The following is a 20,634-nucleotide window of genomic DNA, read 5'->3' as shown; positions in this document are numbered from 1 at the left end:
GTCTAGGCGAACACCGTGTCGGCCGCGTCGAGCGAGTCGAGCAGCAGCGCGTTGAGCTGGTGTCGCCCGGCTCCGAGGTGCGCCCAGCGCCAGACCGTGCTCACGAGCGCAGCTGCGTAGCCCGCTGCGTGGATCTCAGCGACCAGTGCGTTGACGCCGTCGCGTCGCAGTCGCGCGCCCACGAGGTCGGCAATACGGAGCTGGCGCTCTGCGCGACCGGCGGCCAGTTCTTCCTCCACGCCCATCGTGCGCGCTTCGGCGACGGCGAGTGCGAGCGTGTCAGGGTGCTCCCCCGCGGCGAACACGCGCAGTGCCGTTGCGACCGGTACCGAGGCATCGGCGAGTGCGGCATCGAGCGCCGCGATCCGGCGGTCGAAGACGTACCAGAGAATCTCTGATTTTGACGCGAAGTAGTTGAAGAAGCTGGATCGACTCACGCCCGCTCGGCGGGTCACCTCAGTCACCGAGGTCGCCTCGTACCCTCGCTCGAGAAAAAGCTCGCACGCGGCATCCGCGAGCATCTCGCGAGAGGAGGCGTGCGGGCGCCCACGAGTCGAAGACATGCTCTCACTGTATCGGCCGATCACCCCGGATTTCCCGTGCAGGTGCGGGCTTGCGCACAGATCGACTACACTCGGCTTGTTGAACTCAATCCAACAACAGTGGATCGCCCGAACCCGAGGAGCCGCCGCATGGCCTCGCAGCACCGCCCCCGCACACTTCCGCGCACGCTTGCCCTGACCGCCATCGCGGCGGCGAGCGCACTCACCCTCGCCGCGTGCGCCGGGGGCGGCACCGCCGCGGAACCGGAGACGGTGGATGGCGGCACGCTCGTCTACGCGACCGGCGACGCCGAACCCACCTGCCTCGACCCGCACGTCGGCGGCAACTACCCGCAGGCACTGATCTCGACGCAGTACCTCGAACCGCTCGTGGGCCGCGATGCCGACGGCACCATTACGCCCTGGCTCGCCACCGAGTGGACCACCAGCGCCGATGGCCTCACCTGGGACTTCACGCTGCAGAGCGACGTCACCTTTACCGACGGCACCCCGTTCGACGCGGAAGCCGTCAAGGCAAACATCGAGCACCTGCAGGATCCGGACACCGGGTCGTCAACCGGCGTGCTCGCCGTGTCGAAAGTGCAGAGCGTCGAGCCCGTCGATGCCACGCACGTGCGGTTCCACCTGTCGTCGCCGGACTCCGCGCTGCTCGAATCGCTGAGTCAGCAGTGGAACGCCATCGAGTCTCCTGCCGGCATCGCGCGCGGCATCGACGAGAACTGCCAGGCGCCCATCGGCACCGGCCCCTTCATCGTCGACAGCTGGAAGCCGCAGCAGAGCGTGACGCTCGTGCGCAACGACGACTACCGCACGCCGGGCCCCGAGGCAGACCATGAGGGTGCCGCCTCCCTGGACGCCATCGAATGGCGCTTCATCCCCGATGCCGCGACGCGTCAGTCGGCCCTCGCCTCGGGCGAGGTCGACGTGATCGACAACCCGCTTCCCAGCGATATCGTCGCCGCCGACGGCGCCGGCTTCACCCATATCGATGCTCCCCGCCCCGGCTCGGTGAACCGCATCGAGCTCAACACGGGCCAGGCGCCGTTCGACGACATCCGGGTGCGCGAGGCGTTCGTGCGCGCGGCCGACCCAGGCCCGGGCATCGTGTCGCTCTTCCAGGGCACCGCGACGCAGAGCTTCTCCCCCCTCGCCAGCACGGAACCTGCGGCGACCTCCGACGATGACCTCTTCGCCACCGACGCGCAGGCTGCGGCGAAACTGCTCGATGACGCCGGTTGGACCGCCGGCAGCGACGGCGTGCGCGAGAAGGACGGGAAGCGACTCACCGTGCGCTTCCCGGTGAGCACGAACCAGTCGGTCGCCGCGGAGCAGTCGCTCTTCGAGCAGGTCCAGGCGAATACGGCCGCGGTCGGTTTCGACGTGCAGCTTGAGCCCGTCGATCTGAGCACCTGGTACGGCAAGCTCGGCGCAAACGAGTACGAGGCCGTCGACGCGCCGTACACGAAGGTCGGACCGGACGTGCTGCGCTTCCTCTACCACTCGGACGGCATCACGCCGGCGCCGTCGGGCTACTTCGCGAATCACGCGCAGCTCAACGACCCCGAGCTCGACCAGCTCCTCGACGCAGCCGCCGCCGAGCAGGATACGGCGAAGCGCGACGCGATCTACTCCGACGCGCAGCAGCGCGTGCTCGAAAGCTACGCGATCCTGCCACTCTATGATCAGCAGAACCACTTCCTCGTGAACGGCGCGACCGGGGTGACGACGCTCGGCACGATCGCGACGCCGACGTTCATCAACGCGAAGCTCACGAAGTAACCGAAATCCCCTCCGGAGCCCTGAATACGGCACACTGCTGCAGTGAGCACTTCCGAGCATCCCCGCACATCGCGGGGCGCAGCACCGCGCGCCGATGCCTCACGCCTGCGGGCGCGTCGCATCGGCGGCGCGGTGCTGCGCCGCGTCGGCTCGGCGGTGCTCGTGGTCTGGATCACCGCAACCATTGTGTTCATCGCGCTTCGCGTGTCGGGTGATCCGCTTGAGGCAATCATGGGCGGCCCCGGCTCGCAGGCCACCCCCGAGGCCTTCGAGAGGGCGCGCATCGCCTACGGCCTGGACCAGCCGATCGCGGTGCAGTATCTGACGCAGCTCTGGAACACCGCGACGCTGCAGTTCGGGGACTCGTACGCACGCAAGCAACCGGTGAGCGGGTTGCTCGCGGCGAATTTCTGGCCGACAGTGCTCATTTCGACGCTTGCACTCGTCGTGGCCTGGGCATTCACTTTGGCCGGCGCGTTGCTCGGGGTGCTCGGCCGCGGACGCTGGGGGCGTGCTGCTCGGGCCGCACTTTCCGGGATCGCCACCGTTTCATCCGTGATTCCGCAATTCTTCCTCGGCGCCGTCGGCATCCTGATCTTCGCCGGCGCACTGCACTGGTTCCCCGCGACGAGCTCGAGCCACTCGCCGGCGTCTCTCGTGCTGCCCGTGCTGACCCTCGCGGTTCCGATCGCCGGGTATCTCGCGCACGTCATGCACGGCTCACTTGAGGAGGCCGGATCGCAACCGTTCGCCGCCACCGCTCGCGCTCGCGGCGCCAGCGAGACGCGCGTGCTCCTCGCCCACACACTGCGCCACGCCGCACTCCCGGCGATCGCGCTCTCGGGTTGGGCATACGGGTCGCTGCTCAGCGGCGCGGTCGTGGTCGAGGCGCTCTTCGCTCGCCCGGGACTCGGCCGCTTGCTGCTCGAAGCCGCGTCCGTGCGCGATGTGCCCGTGGTCATGGGCGTTGTCTCGATCATCGCGCTGCTGTACGTCGCCGTGATGCTGGTCGCCGATATCGCCGAACGGCTCATCGATCCGGCGGTGCGGGTGCGAGTGCGCACTGACAGCGAGGTGGCTCTGTGAGCGGCGGTTCGCTGAAGAGCACTCCTGGGAACCTCGCCCCGCGACGCGTCACCCAACGGCGCCCCCGCGGAGGCCAGGTGCGGACCGCACTCGGGTGGCCGGGAGTACTCAGCCTGCTCGTGCTCGCCGTCGCAGTGCTCGCCGTCATTGCGCCACAGGTACTCGCGCCCACGGACCCGCTCGCGATCCACCCGTCCGACGCGTTTCAACCGCCCTCCTGGGCGCACCCGTTCGGCACCGACGAATCGGGGCGCGACATCGCCGCCCGCATCGTGCACGGCACGAGCGCGTCGCTCGGCATCGGGCTCGCAGCCACCGCCATCGGCGTCGGCGTCGGTGCGGTGCTCGGCTTCGCGTCGGGCGTGGGCCCGCGATTGGTCGACGCGGCACTCGCGCGCGTGTTCGAGGTGCTCTTCGCACTGCCGACACTCGTGCTCGCCTTGCTCTTCATCTCGGTCATGGGCGGCGGCCCGCGCGCCTCGATTCTGGCAATCGGGCTCGCAACGATTCCCGGGTACGCGCGCCTGCTCCGCGGCACCGCGCGGCGCGTGGCTGCCAGTGGGTACGTGGAGTGGGCTCGTCTCGACGAGGTCTCGGCTCCCCGCAGGTTCGTGCGCCACATCGCTCCGAACGCGGCGTGGCCGCTCGTCTCGGCCGCGACGCTCGGAGTCGGGCAGGCGATCGTGTGGGTCTCTGCGCTCGGCTTCCTGGGGCTCGGCACGGAACCGCCGTCACCCGAGTGGGGCGCCATGCTGAACGCCGGCCGCGTGTATCTCACCACCGCGTGGTGGATGACCGTTTTCCCCGGTCTCGCAATCGTCGTGACTGCGACGGCGCTGACGGTGATCGGCCGCGCCCTGGCGAAGGGGGGCCGCGCATGAGTGCGGTCGCCGGCGCTGCTCCCGTGCTAGAGGTCGCCGGCCTCGAGGTCGGGCTCGGGCGAGGGCGCCGTCGCGTTTCGGTGCTCGAAGAGATCTCGTTCTCGGTCGCAGCAGGCGAGTGCGTCGCCGTCGTGGGGGCCTCGGGCGCCGGCAAGTCGGTGCTCGCCCGCGCGCTCCTGGGGCTCGTGCAAGCCGAGCCGGGCTGGTCGGTCGCATCGGATCGCCTCATCGTCGACGGCCGCGAGCTGAGAAACGCATCACAGCGAGCTTGGCGGGCCGTGCGCGGCAACGCGATCGGCCTCGTGCTGCAAGACGCGCTGCAGTCGCTCGACCCGTTGCGCACCATCGGGGACGAGGTCGGCGAGACCCTTGCAATCCGCCGGGTGCCGCGCAGCGAGCGTCGGTCGCGCGTCGTCAAGGCGTTGACCGAAGCAGGTCTGCCCGGCGCCGCCGACCGCCTGCGGCAGCGCTCTCCCGAGCTCTCCGGCGGCATGCGTCAGCGCGCCCTGATCGCGGCAGCCCTCTCGGGAGACCCGGCGATCCTCATCGCCGACGAACCCACGACCGCGCTCGACCCGACCACGGCCGCCCGCGTACTCGACCTCTTCGCTGAGATTCGGGATCGCGGCACCGGGGTGCTGTTCATCAGCCACGACCTGCGCAGCGTGGAGCAGCTCGCCGATCGCATCCTCGTCATCGACGACGGTCGCATCGTCGAGTCGGGGGCGACCGACGACATCTTGCACCGCCCGCAGCATCGCGCGACACGTGCGCTGGTCGCTGCCACCCCGCACGGACCGAAGCCCGGCCCCACCGGGCAACCCGGCGCTCCCCTGCTCGCGCTCAGCGCAGCGAGCCGGCAGTTCGCAACCCCGACGGGTGACCTCGCCGGAATCATCGGCGTGGACCTCGACGTGCGGCGCGGCGAGGCCGTCGGCGTGGTCGGCGAATCCGGTGCCGGGAAGACCACGCTCGCGCGCATCCTCGCCGGTGCCGAGCGCCTCGATGCGGGTCGCCTCGAACGGACCGATGCGGCTGCGCAGGTTCGCCTGATTCCGCAGGATCCCCTCGCGACGTTCGACCCGCGCTGGCGCGTGCGCCGCATCATCGAAACCTCCGTGCGCGCCGATGCGACGGGCGCCCGGCGCACCGCTGAGGAGCTGCTGGCCGAAGTCGGGCTCGGCGCCGATGTGCTGGACCGCTTCCCGATAACGCTCTCGGGCGGTCAACGCCAGCGCGTCGCGATCGCCCGCGCACTGGCGGCTCGCCCCGACGTGCTCGTCTGCGACGAACCGGTCTCGGCGCTCGACGTGGCGACGCAGGCCGGGATCCTGCGACTGCTGAGCTCACTGCAGCGCGAGCACGGGGTCGCGATCGTGTTCGTCTCGCACGACCTCGCGGCCGTGCGCACCGTCTGCGACCGGCTGATCATTATGCAGCACGGCGAGGTCGTCGAGCGCGGGGCGACGGAGGTGGTCTTCGCGAACCCGCAGCACCCGTTCACGCGCGAGATGCTCGCGCTCGTGTGAGGCGCGGCGGACCCCGGTTACAGGTGCTTGCCACCGGTCACGGGCACTACTGCACCTGACACGTATGAGGCTTCCTCTGAGGCGAGGTAGACATAGGCCCCCGCGAGCTCGGCTGGCTGTCCTGGGCGCCCGAGCGGGGTGTCTTCGCCGAAGTGCACCTGCTTCTGGTCCCAGCCCGTCGCCGGAATCAGTGGGGTCCAGATGGGCCCCGGAGCGACCGCATTCACGCGTACCCCGCGTTCGCCTTGCTGCTCGGCGAGCGCGTGTGTGAAGGCGACGAGGGCCGCTTTCGTCATGGCATAGTCGAGCAGATCGGGTGAGGGCTGGTACGCCTGCACGGAAGCGGAGACGATGACGCTGGCTCCCGGCTGCAAGTGCGGTGCTGCCTCGCGGAAAAGCAGGATCGGGGCTACGAGGTTGGTCGCGAACACCTGCTCGACCGCGTCTCGCGAGATCGCTGCGTTGTCTGCGCGCTCGCGCTGCGTCGCTGCGTTCAGTACCAGGATGTCGAGCCCGCCGAGTTCCTGGAAGGCGCGCTCAACAGTCTGGATGCAGTCTGATTCGCGACGCAGGTCGCCGGGCAGCAGCACGCCCTTCCGATTCGCCTGCTCAACCGCGGCCAGAGTCTGCTCAGCGTCCTCCTGCTCTTCGGGCAGATAGGCGATCGCGACGTCAGCGCCTTCTCGCGCGTACGCAATGGCAACGGCGCGACCGATGCCCGAGTCTCCGCCCGTGATGAGGGCGCGATATCCGGCCAGACGACCGCTCCCCCGATAGGTGTCTTCGCCGTGGTCGGGCTGCGGCTGCATTGGCTGGGTGAGTCCGGGCTGGCTGGGCTGTTCCTGCTGAGGCAGCGGCGCTTTCGGGTACTTCGTTCGGGGGTCGAGATTCGGGGTCATGCGTGCTCCTCTTCTTCGTGTCGTCGGCATGCTGTGCGTCAGCGGGGGACGTCAGTGGTCGCGCAGCAACTCGATGAGCTCTGCTTTGCGCAGCCCGGAGTAACCGCTGAGACCGAGCTCTTTCGCGCGATGGCGCAGTTCAGGCACGGTGCGATCCTCATAATCTTCAGCGTTGCCGCCGCGACGGCCAATCGTTGAACGGCCTTCTTTCGCGGCGGGATTCGAGATTCGGGCCGCCTTCTCGGCAGAATTGCCCTCATCGCGAAGACGTTCGTACAGCTCGGGATCCTTCACCTGCGGGGTGTTCGACTTCGGCATGCGTCATCCTTTCGTCGTCTGCACTCGACGCTACGCCGCGAATCGACCGCTCCGCAGGGCCTCGACAGGTCAGCGCGGCATTGTTAGCCTCCGGTCGTTCATCGCATGGGGCGCGAGATGGCACGTCCGACCGCGCGGAGGCGCAGACGGTAACTGCCTCGCGCGGTGGAACGCAAGGGGCTCGTCACGCCGGGGGCATCACTCGTAGCATCGAGACCACAGCAGCGATCGCAGCTCTCAATCAGTGCGCACCGCGCCCGGCCAGGTCGATGGTCAGCTCGAACGACACGAACGGGAGGTTCAGCGTGGGACTCGTGATGCCGGGAGGCGCAGCAGACGTACCCTTTGATTTCGGGCTCGAGTACCTCGAGCCGCTCGGCCACGATCACGCCTGGGTCGACGGACTCACGGCGCAGTCCACGCCCGAAGATGATCGACGCTCGCGCAGCATCGACTCGCTGTATGAAGTGGAATCTCTGCTGCGACGCCACCCCCAGTTGCACGTGCTCGCGGCACATGAGCCCAGCTTCAGCGGCCTCGTCAGCATTGATGCCGAAAGTGGACTCGCACTGCCCGGGCTGCCCGCTCACCCGCTGCAGCCGGAGGAGTGGTGGTATCGCCCGATCGGCGATTGGCTCGCCAGACAGGTCACTCACCTCGCAGAGCACCGGTTCGACGCCGACGCACTCTGGCTGGCGAGCGGACGGGTCGTGGGGCGTGGGCCCGATGGAGAGCCGCTCTTGGCCGATGCAGCGATCATCGGTGTCCTGGGTGAGCCCGCCATCGCGGAGGCCGGCGACCGCTATCGCCAACGGTTCGCGGACGCCGCGGGCTCCGCCAGCGCGGCGGAGTGAGCCGCGAAGATCACCCCTGCACGCGCCGCGCGAGCAGCACGAGCAAGCACTGTTCGTCCACGCTGAGATGCGCGCGCGGCCGCATCTTCGCTCGCGCCTTCCGAAGCCGAACTCGAGCCTCGGCGTCTTCCGCCAAGGCGAGCACTCTCGGGTCGATGTACGACGTACGAGTCACCGTCGGAGTGTTGCCCAGTCGCTCCGAAGCCGCCTGCACGGCCACTCGCGCTGCGGCTGAGGCCGCCCGATCGGTCGCGAACTCCGACTCATCCTGCTCCAGCAGCGCAGAAAGCGCGATCCGACTGCCGCCCCAGGTGCGAAAGTCTTTCGCCGTGAATTCCTCACCCATCACCCGCTTCACATACGCGTTCACATGGGTGCTCCGCACTCGCCGCGAAACGCCCGTGTCTTCGAGAAATCTGAACACCTCGGCTCCCGGAAGCTCCTCGAGGCGCGCGATCAGGCGAGCGACTCGAGCATCGGCGACGCGTCGCTCGTGCCGTTTACCGCTCTTGCCGACAAAGTCGAAGCGCACCGAGCTGCCAGTTGCCGAGATGTGCTCCTCGCGCAGCGTCGTCACGCCGTAACTCCCGTGCTGTTCGGCGTACTCGGCATTGCCGACGCGGAAGAATTCGAGATCGATCAGGTGAATCACGCAGGCGACCACCCGCTCGCGGCTGAGCCGACGACGGCGCAGATCACGGTCAACCCGCGAGCGCAATTTCGGGAGCGCGGTCCCGAAGCGACCGAGACGCGCGAATTTCTCGCGTTCTCGGCGCTGGCGAAACTTCGGATGGTAAATCATCTGCGTACGGCCGGCAGCGTCGATCCCGCGCGCCAGCACTTTCGCCGCGGGCGAGCGGGCGATGCGCACGTCATTCCAGGCGGGCGGGATCGCCAGTGCCTCGATTCGCGCGATCTCCTTGGCCGCAGTCACGCGCCGCCCGCCCCGACGGTAGATGAAGGCATCGCCCGATCGCTCGCGCGTGATCTGTTCGCCGCGGCGTCCGCGTCGGTGCGTCGCCCGGGATCGGCGGGGCCTCTCGGAGGCCCCGCCTGCCGCATCACCCATAGGGGGGCGAATCTGAGGGCGACTGCTCGGGCTCGGGCGCCTGACCTTGCGCCTCTTGATAGAGAGCAAGCAGCCCGTCCACACCGCCCTTGCGGAACGCCGCGAGCTGATGCTGCGCCGGCCCACCCATGATGCGCAGCTGCTCGAGATACGTGCCGACCCGCTCGGCATCTCCGAAGGCTTCGAGTGACGGGAGCGCGAATGCGAGCATCTCGTCGAGCATCGCCGACGCCGGTCGTGCGGCGCCGTCGACGGGGTCGATCAGCGATCCGGTGAGGCCATCGCGTGCCGCCATCCAGATCGCGCCGTCAACGAGTCCGGGAACCAGCGGACCGGGAGCGATCCCCGACTCGGCGTCGGTGAGAATACGATCGACGAGTCCGCGCACCAGGAGCGCGAACGACACCGAATCTTGCGCCCGCAACTGCGCGTCGGCAATGCGCAGTTCGATGGTCGGAAACCGGTCTGAGAGTCGCGCGACCCAGGTCACGACGCCGGAATCGATGAGTACCCCGGTGTCCACGAGCGTGCTGATCGCGCGCTCATACTCCGCACCGTTTGCGAACTCAGGCGGATATCCCGCGAGCGGCCACGACATGCTTTTGATATGCCGCCAACTCGCGAGTCCGGTCTCTTCGCCGCACCACACGGGCGAATTCGCCGTGATCGCCAGCAGTGTTGGAGCCCAACGGCCGAGTCCGCGCAACGCGATCACCCCGGCATCGGGCGAGGGCACGGCGACGTGCACGTGCGTCCCCGTGACGTACTGGTGCGCGGCTGCCGCGCGCAGTTCGGTGCGGATCTCGCGGTAGCGAGCTTTCGGCGTGACCGATCCCTCGTGTTCGCCGCCGACCGGTGGCAGCCCCGTACTCGCGAGCACAGCTCCGACCTCCGCCGCTGCCGCTCCGGCGACCGAGCGGAAGCGCAGCAGGGCTTCGTCGGCTTCCTCTCCCGACGTGCAGACCGGTGATGCCGTTTCGAGTTGGCTCGCGAAGAACTCGCGATCAACGTCGCCTCGCAGCTCCGGGCGCGACGCAACGACCTGTGCGGCGCGATCGACGGGGATGCCCGATTCGGCGTCGAGCAGCAGGTACTCCTCCTCGACGCCGAAGCTCCGCCGCGCGCCGTCCGCGCGGCCCACGCTCAGAGCGCCCCTCCGTCGGTGTCCTCAGCCCGGCGCGCGGGCGACGACGAGACATCTTCTCCCAGCTCTTCCAGCGCATCGCGCGGGTCATCGGCAGTGACCTCGACCGCCTGCTCCTCATCAGCGTCGACGAGCGGGCGATCCTCATCGCGATGATCCGTGACAACCAGCTCTTCGTCGCCGTCGATCTCGTCCGTGGGCTCCCACAATTCAGCCATGATCGTTCCCCTCTGCGTGAGCGTCGTCGGCAGTTCACCGGCGACGCATTCCTGTCACTCGATCGTAGAATTTCGCGGATCGAGTGTCAGCGGGGTTGATTTCGCCCGGCAGCGTGTGCCTGGGGTGCTCAGTCGGAGCCGATGACAATGCCCGTGCGCAGTTCGACCAATCGGGCGAGCACTGCGGCGACGGTTTCCGGGTCGGGCACGCGCCCGGTCGCCGCGGTGTCTCCTGGCCCGACCTTGATGCCGAGATCGTCGGGCCCCAGCACGGCGAACGCGTCTTCGTCGGTGACGTCATCGCCCAGGAAGAGCACAGGGCCGGTGGGCAGGGCTTCGCGAATGCTCTGCAGCACCGCACCCTTGTTCGACGCGCGCACCGAGAATTCGCGCACCTCTTTGCCCTCGCGCACGTGCAACCCCTCGGCGATGCCGAGTTCGACCGCCGCTGCCTGCAACTCGCGACTCTGGTCGGGGTCGCGCACTTCACGGGTGTGCACTGCGATGCCGAACGGCTTTCGTTCGAGTCGCACGCCGGGTTCTCCGCCGAGCACGCGTTCGAAGCGGCGATTCACCCGCTGCAGCCACTCGACCTCTTCGGCCGTGGGTGCTCCGCCGTCGGCCCCCGAGACGCCGGGCAGTTCAAGGCCGGTGAGTTCCGAGCCGTGCGATCCCGAGATGATCCACCCCTCACCCCCGGTGCCAGTGCCGGTTTCGGCCAGGCCGTCGAGCGAGCGGCCCGACAGCAGCGCGACACGCACCCCGGGCGCCGCATTCAGCAGTTCGAGGGCCTGGCGAGCGCGCGGCAGCATGCTTGCATCCTGCGGTCGGCGCACGATGGGCGCGATGGTTCCGTCGAAGTCGGTGGCGACAAGCAGCGAAGACGCAGTCGCGATGCGCCGCAACCGATCGCCGACGCTGCGCGGCACGAAGGCCGGGGGCACGATCGAGATCGGCCCGGTCATGCCGTCTTCTGGCCCGCCGGTGTGTGCCGTCGCGCGCGATTCCGAGATCGCGGTCATCGATCCCAAGAACCCCGACGCCCAGTGCGCCACATCGTTGTCGTGCACGGCGCGGCGCATGCCGTGCATGCGCCGGTGCTGCTCCTCCTGCGGCATGTGCACCGCCCGCAGCATCGCGGCCTTCAGTCCCTCGATGTCGTGCGGGTTCACGAGCAGCGCGTCGCGGAGTTCGTCGGCCGCGCCGGCGAACTCGCTGAGAATGAGCACGCCCTGCTCATCTTCGCGGCACGCGACGTACTCTTTGGCGACGAGGTTCATGCCGTCTCGCAGCGGCGTAACGACCAGCACATCGGCGGCCAAATACATCGCCACCATCTCTTCGCGCGAGTACCCGCGATGCAGGTAGACGAGCGGTGCGTGACCGATGGTGCCGTGCTCGCCGTTGATGCGCCCCACGGTCACCTCGACTTCGTCGCGCAGTTGCCGGTAGGCGTCGACGCGCTCACGGCTCGGGCTCGCGACCTGCACCAGCACGATCTGCGAGGCGTCGATCTCATCGTCGACCAGCAGCTCGTCGAACGCCTTCAGCCGATGGCGGATTCCCTTGGTGTAATCCAGGCGATCCACCCCCAGCATGACCGTCTTCGGGTTGCCGAGCTCGGCGCGGATCTGGCGGGCACGCTCCTGCGTCTCTGGGCGACGGGCGACCTCTGCAAACGCCGCGGCATCGATCGAGATCGGAAACTCTTGCGCCAGCACCGTACGGCCCGGGGCATCGGTGGTCGCCGGCAGCACCATCGTGTTGCCCAGTGCCTGCGTGTGCGTGTAGCGATCGGCGATCGTGCGGAAGCTGATGGCGTCGGGCACGCGCTGGAACCCGATGACATCGGCACCCAGCAGGCCCGAGATGATCGAGCGGCGCCAGGGCAACTGCTCGAAGAGGCCGCGCGGCGGGAAGGGGATGTGCAGGAAGAAGCCGATCGTCAGGTCGGGTCGCAGTTCGCGCAGCATCGCGGGCACCAGTTGCAGCTGATAGTCGTGGATCCAGGCGATCGCCCCCTCGGCTGCGACCGCGGCAACACGTTCCGCGAAGCGCTGGTTCACCTTGCGGTAACGATCCCACCACTGCCGGTGAAACTCGGGCGGGGCGATGACGTCGTGATAGAGCGGCCACAGCGTGCCGTTCGAGAAGCCCTCGTAGTAGAGCTCGACGTCGTCGGTGGAGAGTTCGACGGGTTCGAGGCGCATCCGCCCGATCTCGAACGGATCGACGTGTTCGTCGGCGCTGCCCGCCCAGCCCACCCACACGCAGCCGAGCTGCTCGACAATCGGCTCGACCGCGGTCACCAGGCCTCCCGGCGAGGTGCGCCAAGCCGTCGACCCATCGGCTTCGACGACCCGATCGACCGGCAAGCGGTTCGACACCATCACCAGCTCGCGCCCTCCGGTGAGTCCCTGCAATCCGGTCATCGCACCTCCCAGTGGCTTCACCCGAATTCTACTGATCGAGCCCGGGATCGCGCTGCCCCTTGACCCCCGATGACCGGTCATGGAACGCGCGTGCGATGGTTCGGCTTCGGCGCGATCAGACCGGTGCGTGCCAGAGGTACAGTAGTCCGGTGAACCGCACTCCCCTTGCGGCGCAGAACCGCGCCGCTGCCGAGCCCTCCGTGCTCGGCGCGCTCAGGTCGCCGCGCCTCCTCACTCGTGAGGTGCTCGCCGGTCTCGTCGTCGCGCTCGCCCTGATCCCTGAAGCCATCGCCTTCTCGGTCATCGCCGGGGTCGACCCCAAAGTCGGGCTCTTCTCCTCCTTCATCATGGCGGTGACGATCGCATTCGTCGGCGGTCGGCCCGCAATGATTTCGGCGGCCACCGGCGCCGTGGCGCTCGTGATCGCCCCCGTCGCCCCCACCTACGGCATGGACATGTTCATCGCCACGGTGATCCTCGCCGGCGTCTTCCAGATTCTCTTCGCCGTCAGCGGCGTCGCGAAGCTCATGCGCTTCATCCCGCGCAGCGTCATGGTCGGTTTCGTGAACTCCCTCGCGATCCTCGTCATGCTGTCGCAGCTGCCGCACCTCATCGGCGTGCCCTGGCTCGTGTACCCGCTGGTGGTATTCGGCATCGCGATCCTGCTCGGCTTTCCCAAGCTCACCACTGCCATCCCCGCACCACTCATCGCCGTGATCGTGGTCACCGTCGTCGTGGTCGTCGCGCGCATCGCGGTGCCGACCGTCGGCGATCAGGGCGAACTGCCGCAGAGCCTGCCCGAACTCTTCATTCCGCACGTGCCGTTCACCTGGGAAACCTTCGCCACGATCGCGCCGTTCGCGTTCGCGATGGCGCTCGTCGGGCTCATGGAGTCGCTCATGACGGCAAAGCTCGTCGACGAGATCACCGACACCCACTCGAACAAAACCCGCGAGAGCTGGGGCCAGGGCATCGCGAACATGATGTCAGGGCTGTTCGGCGGCATGGGCGGCTGCGCCGTGATCGGTCAGACGATGATCAATGTGAAGGCGTCGGGAGCGCGCACCCGCATCTCGACGTTCTTGGCCGGTGTCTTTCTGCTCGTGCTCGTGGTCGCCCTCGGCGACGTGGTCTCGCTGATTCCGATGGCGGCCCTCGTGGCCGTCATGATCATGGTGTCGATCGGCGCCTTCGACTGGCACTCGATCGCGCCCGCGACACTGCGGCGACTGCCCAAGAGCGAGACGTTCGTGATGCTTGCGACCGTCGCCCTCGTCGTCGCGACCCACAATCTCGCCGTCGGCGTCATCGGCGGCGTCATCGTCGCGTCCGTGCTGTTCGTGCGCCGGGTCGCGCGCGTCGTCGACGTGCAGCGCGAGGTGCACGAGAGCGATGCGGCGGGCGGGATCACCGAGCCGTCCGTGCGCTACACCGTCACGGGCGAGCTCTTCTTCGCCTCCAGCAACGATCTCACGACGCTCTTCGAGTACCACCGTGATCCTGCGCACGTCGTCATCGATTTGACCGGCGCGCACGTCTGGGATGCCTCGACGGTGGCGGCGCTCGACGCCATCGAGACGAAGTACCGCCAGTACGGGGCGACCGTTGAGTTCGTCGGCATGAACACCGTCAGCCGCGCGATGCACGCCCGTCTTACGGGCGAGCTCGGCGGCAGCGTGTAGCTGGCGGAGCACCAGAGAGACCTGAACCGCACATATCGCTCACTCGGACTCGTGTGCAATGCTTCCTGTGAACCGCGACGGGAAGGGCCGTGACGATGTCGACGACCGAGGTGGACGAGCAGACCGAACAAGCCGTGCCCGCAGCGCCCTCCCCCGCCGAGCTCGCCGCTCGACTCGCCGCCGCGCTCGGCCGCGCGATCCAGGGCCAGCCCGATGTCATCGAGACCGTCATCACCACGGTGCTCGCGCGCGGGCATCTGCTGCTCGAAGACGTGCCCGGTGTCGGCAAGACCACACTCGCGCAGGCACTGGGTCGTGCGATCAGCGCGAACGTGCGACGCATCCAGTTCACTTCTGACATGCTGCCCACCGATGTCACGGGTCTGTCGGTATACGACCAGGAAACGGGCCAGTTCGTGTTCCATCCGGGGCCGATCTTCGCGAACATCATCATCGGCGACGAGGTGAACCGGGCGACACCGAAGACGCAGTCGGCACTGCTCGAGGCCATGGAGGAGCAGTCGGTCACGGTCGACGGCCATACACATCGGCTTCCCGAGGTGTTCATCGTCGCGGCGACCCAGAACCCGCAAGACATGGCGGGCACCTTCGCGCTTCCCGAGGCGCAGCGCGACCGATTCATGACCCGCATCTCGCTGGGGTACCCCGATGCCGCATCCGAACTGCGCATCGCACTTGAGCAGTCAGGGCGCCGGATCAGCCAGTCCACCGCACCGGTCGCGTCTATCGCTGAGGTGCGCGCCGCACAGCTCGCCGTCGGCGAGGTGCACCTGTCGGACGCCGTCGGCGCGTACCTCGTCGACATCATTGCGGCGACGCGTGCGCACCCGAGTATCGCTCTCGGTGCCAGCCCGCGTGCGACCGTGCACCTGAGCCGCATGAGCCGCGCCCGCGCCGCCGTGCTCGGCCGCAGCTATGTCTCCCCCGACGATGTCGCACACCTCGCCGCGGCCGTGCTCGCGCACCGACTGGTGCCCCGCGGTCGCTTCGCACGAGCAGACGAGGCGGCCCGGGCTTCGACCGACGTCGTCGCCGAGATTCTCGCCGGTCTCCCCGTGCGCTGATGCCCCGAACTGCGCGACTGCGAGCCGCACGATCCCGAGACGCTCGACCCCCGGCCATGCACCCCCGCTGGGCGCGTGCCCGCGCCGTCTGGCGAACTGTGCCCGTGACCTTGACCGCGCGCGGATGGGGATGCCTTGCCGCCGCCGCCATGCTCGCGGCGGCCTGGTTCGCGATCGGCCTGCGCGACGTGTGGCAGTTCGCGGCGGCCTTCGCCGCGCTCGTCGTCGTGGCGATCGCCGCGAGCTGCGTGATCGGTGTGCTGGCGCGAGCCCAGGCTGCACTCCGCATGACCGACCGCAACCCCGCAGTCGGCTCGGCACTCGAACTCTCCGCGGTGATCTCGCACCGCATCCGGGTACCCGTCATCGCGACTGCGGAGTGGTCGCTTGACGGTATTCGTCGGTTAAGCCCGCTCGAGCTGCACCCCGGCAGTGACGCTCGGGCCGCAACGTCATGGATCGCCGACCGCCGCGGCGAGGCGCGACTCGAGGTCGCGGCGGTCCGGTATTCCGACCCATTTGGGCTCGCCGCAGTGCGCGTGCCCTGCGCGGCGCACACCGTGGTGCGCGTGCTCCCCGCACCGCTTCCTGCGCTCCGCCGACGGCTCGAGGCCGATCCCTCTCACGTGTCTGCTCCGGGCGACCTCGACGCTGCTGCGGTCGGGCGCACCGGTGAGGGCGCCGAGGGCGGCGGCGCGCTGCGCGAGTATCGCACGGGCGATGCAACTCGGCAGATCAACTGGAAGAAGAGCGCGCGCCAGGGCGAACTGCTGGTCAATCTCCCCGAGCCGGCAGCTCTTCCGGCTCGCTCCGTGCGCCTGGACGTCGACCCGGCAGGGTACGCGAGCGACGCCGAGTTCGAGCGCGCAGTCTCGGTAACGGCGACGGTGGTGGCCCTCTGGGCCGAGCAGGGCGTCGCGGTGCATCTCGAGCTGGGCGATCATCTGCTCGACACTCCCGATGGTGGGCAGATCGACCATCAGGGCAGCATCGACGCCCCGCTCCGCGAGCTCGCCGTCGTGGCGCGCGCCGCGGTCGATGCGCCCGCCCCTGGGACGCGATCGTCTCGGTCGCCCGCGTCAGCGGACCTCCCGGCGATCGTCGTCACCGGAGCCCCGCACCGGCGGCTGCTCGAAGCTCTGCCGCACTCGCCTGGCGGCACGATGATCGTGATGCGTGACGGGTTGTCATCGACGGGGGCGCTGCCGCTGCCGCCCGAGTGGCGCATCCTGCTCGTCCCGGAGCCCGCGTGACCGCCGCGACCTCGCTACTGCGCTCAGCATCGCGGCCGCAGCCCGAGCACCGACCTGCAGACCCCGAACGCCGTCGCCGCTCCCGACTCTGGTCGAGCGGCCTCCTCCTCGTCCTGTGGGGCGTCGTGCTCACAGCGCTGACGACGGTGCTCGACTGGGGCGCCTGGTGGTTCGCCTCGATGGGCGTGATCATTGGCACCGTTGTCGTCTCCGCCGTCGTGCGCGCGCGTCACCGGCGTCCCGTGTACGCCGCGCTGGCCGGCATATTCGCGGGTGCACTGGGTGTTGCCGTGTGGGTGTGGGGTGGTGGTCGCGCGGCGCTCTGGTGGAGCGATGCTGCAGCACTGCTCGAGCAAGCGCAGTTGCAGATCGTCACCGGCTCCGCCCCGCTGACCGTCAACGGCCCCCTCTCCGACCTCGTACTCGCGGTCGTGCTGCTCATGGCCGCAGCGACGGTCTTCCTCGCCGACGCCGCAGATACCCCTCTGATCGCCGGCGGTGTCGTCGGGCTGGTGTTGCTCGTGCCCTCGGCAGTGACGGGGGTCAGTGCGGGATCACCGGCGCTCATCTCAACAACGTTGCTCCTGGCACTGCTCGCGGCCGTATCCGCCCCACGGGTGACCTGGCAGGGCGGTGTCGCGGCGCTCGTCGTGACCGGCCTCGCCGCGGGTGTCGTCGCGGTGCTTCCCGCTTCGCGGGATCGACTCTGGAACGACTCACTGCTGGCGGCCCCCGTCTCGCAGTCGGTGCCAGACGTGACGCTCGCGCTTGCCGAGGATCTCCGCGCGCGGAGCAGTTCCCCCGTGTTCACCTACCGCAGCTCGGTGCCGGGCCCGCTTCGCTTCACCCTTGCGACCCTGGCAGATTTCGAGGGCGGTGTCTGGCAACCCGAAACCACACTGACCGACCAAAGCCTCACGAGTCGACCGGCACGCGCGGCTGATACGGTGCCGGCTTCCGACGCTGCCGAGCCGGGCGCCTCCACTGCAGCGCAGTCGCACCTGCGCACCCGTACCGTGCAGGTGACCGTCGAAGGCCTCCTCAGTTCCTGGCTCCCGCTGCCGCAATCGACCGAGCGCGTTGCGGCTCCCGGCGACGCGGGGACCTTCCGCCCCGATCGCTGGAACTGGGCCGAGCAGTCGAACACGGTGCGCTCCGAGCGCGACATCACCCGTCGCGACTCCCGATACACCGCAACCGCGACGCCGCTCGACGCCGATCGGTTGCCGGGCGAGGCTGTCGCGTCGCTCACGTCCACCGCCCTCTCGAGGCTTGACCCGGCGAGCGTCGACGACGACTCGGCTCTCGCGCCATACCTGGCGCTCCCCGACGGCATGCCGGCAGAGCTCTCGAGTGCCGCAGCGGAGGTCGCCGGGTCGGCCCCCGATCGACTCGCCGTGGGCCACGCGCTCCAAGACTGGTTCCGCAGCGGCAGCTTCGCCTACTCGGAATCAGCGCCCTACGAACCGGACGCCGACCCCGACGACCCCTATGCCGTGATGACCGAGTTTCTCACGACCCGAAGCGGATTCTGCGTGCACTACGCTGCCACGTTCGCGGTGATGGCGCGCGAACTCGGGGTGCCGACCCGCGTGGCGGTCGGATACGCGAGCCGCGCCGAACGCGACGACGCGACGCGCGTGCTCGGGCGGCAGCTGCATGCGTGGCCCGAGATCTATGTCGATGACCTGGGCTGGGTGTCATTCGAACCTACGCCAGGGGGCGCCGGAGCCACCGCCGACGGCACCTCCGACACGACCACCGCCAACGCTGACGCGGCCACTCCGGTTGACGACACCGGCCCAACGCCGACGTCTGCGCCGCAGCCCAGCGAACAGCCCACGCTCGATCCGACGGTTCCAGTGCCCACGGCAACGGACTCGCCGACCGTCGCGAGCCCACTGGCGCCCGTTGCACTCCTCTTGGCCGCCTGCGCGCTACTCGTGATCATCGCGGTGCCATCCGTATGGCGGGGCGTTCGACGATCGCGCCGAATGCGGCACATCGCACGCGGCGACCGACCGGGCAGCAACGCCTGGGATGAACTGCGCGACACCGCCCGTGACCTGGGATGGCTGAGCGAGGCCGCCGGCGATCCACCGCGCGCACGCACCTCGACCGCCTGGATCGACGCCTGGGAGCATCGTGGGGCTCTGACCGCAAGCGCAACGGCGAGCGCTCGGAGCATCGCGCAGGCGATGGAGCGCGAGCGTTACGGACCGAGCGTGCGAGCGGCGGGTGGCGCGGGCGAGCCGGGGCAGGATCACCGCACCCCGCCCGATGCACTCGCCGCAGAGTTGCAGCTCGCCCGGCAGTCGCTGCGCGCGTCGGCCGGTCGCGCTGCTCGCCTCCGGGCCGCGGTGCTGCCGCGTTCACTCGGCCGGTCCGGCTGACATCGTCCCCGTCGACGTCAACGTCAACTTCGCCGGAGCACGCACGCTACGGGGTGCAGGCGACGCAGCGCTCTCGAAACGGCCGTACCTCGAGCTGACCCTGCGGAATTCGCTCTCCGCACCGTGCGCAGACTCCGAAGGTTCCGGCATCGTGTCGGCGCAGCGCCGCCTCGATCTGGCGAGCATCGTCGTGCGCCGATTCGAGCAGGCCGGCGAGCAACGACCACCGCGCTGAGAGCGGCTCTCCATCGGGATCGTGCTCGTCATCGTCGACAGACCCGCGGCGAGCTCGAGTCAATGCCGCGATTTCGGCGTCCAGCTTCTCGACGCGCTCGGCCGTTCGCGCCTGCTCGATGAGGAGCAGCGCGCGGATATCGACGGACTCGACCATGGTGCTTCGACTGTACGCCCACCGGCACCGGGGCGCGACCCCGGAACCGCTCCGCCCGAGAGACCTCACGCTCGCACACCGCGCGGAAGCGAAAACGACAAAGGCCCGGAACCTCGCCGATTTCTCAGCGGAATTCCGGGCCATTTCGTCGGGATGACAGGATTTGAACCTGCGACCCCGTCGTCCCGAACGACGTGCGCTACCAAGCTGCGCCACATCCCGATTGCGTTTTTCACGCAAGGAATACTCTAGCGGCTCCGTCGGCAAACACGAAAACGAGGCGGTTCGGTCGTGTCGCGCGGGCGAGCCGCGAGTGGCCACCGAGCCGCGTGCGGCGCCTACACGCGCAGCGAGGCGAGCAACGCGTCGACCGCCCCAGCCCACTCGCCGCGCAGCGTCAACGTACCTGCCGGGTCTCCCCCGGCTTCGAGTGCGACAACGTGGTGCACCGCGAGGGTCGCGAATTCGGTCTCAGCGATGCTCGCCGCCCCCTCCGTCGCCAACCGCACGGCGGCAAGCTCAGGGCCCGCACCGTCGTCGTTTCCCGTACCGCGCACGCGCAGAGTGGGCTCGCGCTCTGCGGTCGCGCCTTCGGCATCTTGCGTGTACTCCCGGCTCCCCGTTTCACCGCGCACGATCGCTGCACCGAGCACCGCCCGAAACACCGGGTCACCGATTGCCGCGTACACCCACCGGGTGCCGAGCACCCCGTGCTCCGTGGTGCCGACGAGAAACTCCTCAGCGTCGTCGAGCGGTGCGCCACGGTAGCTCAGCGCCAAGTGGTACGCCGTCTCGTCGCCTGCGGTGAACACGTGCCCCTCGAGACCGACCTCGCCCTCGGGGTCGTCGAATCGGTACGCGCCGACCGGCTCCAGCTGTGCAGCATCGCCGGCGAACCACGGCTGCGACGGCAGCCAGGCCGCAAGCAGTTCGTACTTCGACGGGTTCAACGTGGTGCGGTGAATGATCGACATGGCCCGATCCTACGCCCGCACACGTGGCCGTCTCGAGCCAGGCAGCGTCACTCACTCCGCTCGCTCCCAGAAACACCGCAGGCC

The 20,634-nt window shown here is 68.9% G+C and carries 18 protein-coding genes and 1 tRNA gene; 9 read left to right on the top strand and 10 right to left on the bottom strand.

The features are described 5' to 3' along the window. Window positions 1–2 precede the first annotated feature (2 nt). Entirely contained in the window at window positions 3–563 is a 561-nt protein-coding gene (locus tag ACZF5Y_RS05305; RefSeq protein WP_497534782.1) for a TetR/AcrR family transcriptional regulator, read from the bottom strand. A gap of 129 nt (window positions 564–692) precedes the next feature. Here ACZF5Y_RS05305 and ACZF5Y_RS05300 point away from each other — a divergent pair, with 129 nt between their 5' ends. From ACZF5Y_RS05300 to ACZF5Y_RS05285, 4 genes are all read left to right on the top strand, one after another. Continuing rightward, the gene (locus ACZF5Y_RS05300) at window positions 693–2,342 is read left to right on the top strand and encodes an ABC transporter substrate-binding protein (protein ID WP_497534781.1); all 1,650 of its coding nucleotides are present in this window, start codon (window positions 693–695) and stop codon (window positions 2,340–2,342) included. A gap of 42 nt (window positions 2,343–2,384) precedes the next feature. Next, on the top strand, window positions 2,385–3,428 hold the full coding sequence (locus ACZF5Y_RS05295; protein ID WP_497534780.1) for an ABC transporter permease: 1,044 nt from the start codon (window positions 2,385–2,387) through the stop codon (window positions 3,426–3,428). A 77-nt stretch (window positions 3,429–3,505) separates the two neighbouring features. Further along, window positions 3,506–4,309, top strand: a complete 804-nt coding sequence (locus ACZF5Y_RS05290; protein ID WP_497534779.1) for an ABC transporter permease — start codon at window positions 3,506–3,508, stop codon at window positions 4,307–4,309. Then, a complete protein-coding gene (locus ACZF5Y_RS05285) occupies window positions 4,306–5,838 on the top strand; it encodes an ATP-binding cassette domain-containing protein (protein ID WP_497534778.1) in 1,533 nt (510 codons plus the stop codon). The genes ACZF5Y_RS05290 and ACZF5Y_RS05285 overlap by 4 nt, the downstream gene beginning before the upstream one ends. A 17-nt stretch (window positions 5,839–5,855) precedes the next feature. Here the strand turns inward: ACZF5Y_RS05285 and ACZF5Y_RS05280 are convergent, their stop codons facing one another. Continuing rightward, on the bottom strand, window positions 5,856–6,737 hold the full coding sequence (locus ACZF5Y_RS05280; protein WP_497534777.1) for an SDR family oxidoreductase: 882 nt from the start codon (window positions 6,735–6,737) through the stop codon (window positions 5,856–5,858). A 51-nt stretch (window positions 6,738–6,788) separates the two neighbouring features. Then, on the bottom strand, window positions 6,789–7,055 hold the full coding sequence (locus tag ACZF5Y_RS05275) for a DUF7218 family protein (RefSeq protein ID WP_497534776.1): 267 nt from the start codon (window positions 7,053–7,055) through the stop codon (window positions 6,789–6,791). Window positions 7,056–7,360: 305 nt separating this feature from the next. On the opposite strand from ACZF5Y_RS05275, the gene ACZF5Y_RS05270 reads away from it, so the two are divergent. After that, window positions 7,361–7,909, top strand: a complete 549-nt coding sequence (locus ACZF5Y_RS05270) for a DUF6098 family protein (protein ID WP_497534775.1) — start codon at window positions 7,361–7,363, stop codon at window positions 7,907–7,909. A 10-nt stretch (window positions 7,910–7,919) separates the two neighbouring features. Here the strand turns inward: ACZF5Y_RS05270 and ACZF5Y_RS05265 are convergent, their stop codons facing one another. From ACZF5Y_RS05265 to ACZF5Y_RS05250, 4 genes are all read right to left on the bottom strand, one after another. Continuing rightward, window positions 7,920–8,867 carry a DNA topoisomerase IB gene (locus tag ACZF5Y_RS05265; RefSeq protein WP_497535301.1) on the bottom strand — a complete coding sequence of 316 codons (948 nt, stop codon included), beginning with the start codon at window positions 8,865–8,867 and terminating at the stop codon, window positions 7,920–7,922. A 103-nt stretch (window positions 8,868–8,970) separates the two neighbouring features. Continuing rightward, entirely contained in the window at window positions 8,971–10,119 is a 1,149-nt protein-coding gene (locus tag ACZF5Y_RS05260) for a carboxylate-amine ligase (RefSeq protein WP_497534774.1), read from the bottom strand. 2 nt (window positions 10,120–10,121) lie between these two features. Then, window positions 10,122–10,340, bottom strand: coding sequence for a hypothetical protein (locus tag ACZF5Y_RS05255; protein ID WP_497534773.1), 219 nt, complete (start codon window positions 10,338–10,340; stop codon window positions 10,122–10,124). Window positions 10,341–10,468: 128 nt separating this feature from the next. After that, window positions 10,469–12,772, bottom strand: coding sequence for a bifunctional alpha,alpha-trehalose-phosphate synthase (UDP-forming)/trehalose-phosphatase (locus tag ACZF5Y_RS05250; RefSeq protein ID WP_497534772.1), 2,304 nt, complete (start codon window positions 12,770–12,772; stop codon window positions 10,469–10,471). 149 nt (window positions 12,773–12,921) lie between these two features. Between ACZF5Y_RS05250 and ACZF5Y_RS05245 the strand changes: the two genes are divergently transcribed. The 4 genes from ACZF5Y_RS05245 to ACZF5Y_RS05230 all read left to right on the top strand — a co-directional run bounded on the left by ACZF5Y_RS05245 (window position 12,922) and on the right by ACZF5Y_RS05230 (window position 19,185). After that, the gene (locus tag ACZF5Y_RS05245) at window positions 12,922–14,454 is read left to right on the top strand and encodes a SulP family inorganic anion transporter (RefSeq protein WP_497534771.1); all 1,533 of its coding nucleotides are present in this window, start codon (window positions 12,922–12,924) and stop codon (window positions 14,452–14,454) included. Between the two features lie 95 nt (window positions 14,455–14,549). Further along, window positions 14,550–15,539 (top strand): AAA family ATPase, encoded by a 990-nt coding sequence (locus ACZF5Y_RS05240; RefSeq protein ID WP_497534770.1) that lies wholly within the window; start codon window positions 14,550–14,552, stop codon window positions 15,537–15,539. Between the two features lie 104 nt (window positions 15,540–15,643). Then, window positions 15,644–16,792, top strand: a complete 1,149-nt coding sequence (locus ACZF5Y_RS05235) for a DUF58 domain-containing protein (RefSeq protein ID WP_497534769.1) — start codon at window positions 15,644–15,646, stop codon at window positions 16,790–16,792. Further along, complete coding sequence (locus ACZF5Y_RS05230) at window positions 16,789–19,185, top strand: transglutaminase TgpA family protein (RefSeq protein WP_497534768.1); 2,397 nt, start codon at window positions 16,789–16,791, stop codon at window positions 19,183–19,185. The genes ACZF5Y_RS05235 and ACZF5Y_RS05230 overlap by 4 nt, the downstream gene beginning before the upstream one ends. Before the next feature lie 46 nt (window positions 19,186–19,231). On the opposite strand, the gene ACZF5Y_RS05225 is transcribed toward ACZF5Y_RS05230, so the two are convergent. The 3 genes from ACZF5Y_RS05225 to ACZF5Y_RS05215 all read right to left on the bottom strand — a co-directional run bounded on the left by ACZF5Y_RS05225 (window position 19,232) and on the right by ACZF5Y_RS05215 (window position 20,550). Continuing rightward, the gene (locus ACZF5Y_RS05225; RefSeq protein WP_497534767.1) at window positions 19,232–19,576 is read right to left on the bottom strand and encodes a TraR/DksA family transcriptional regulator; all 345 of its coding nucleotides are present in this window, start codon (window positions 19,574–19,576) and stop codon (window positions 19,232–19,234) included. 148 nt (window positions 19,577–19,724) lie between these two features. Next, window positions 19,725–19,798, bottom strand: a tRNA-Pro gene (locus ACZF5Y_RS05220). Window positions 19,799–19,914: 116 nt separating this feature from the next. Continuing rightward, the gene (locus ACZF5Y_RS05215; RefSeq protein ID WP_497534766.1) at window positions 19,915–20,550 is read right to left on the bottom strand and encodes a CG0192-related protein; all 636 of its coding nucleotides are present in this window, start codon (window positions 20,548–20,550) and stop codon (window positions 19,915–19,917) included. Window positions 20,551–20,634 lie beyond the last annotated feature (84 nt).

The sequence above is a fragment of the Leucobacter sp. WKLB1 genome (assembly GCF_059696215.1).
The sequence above is the reverse complement of the archived record's forward strand: the minus strand, read 5'-3'. Positions and strand labels throughout refer to the sequence as shown.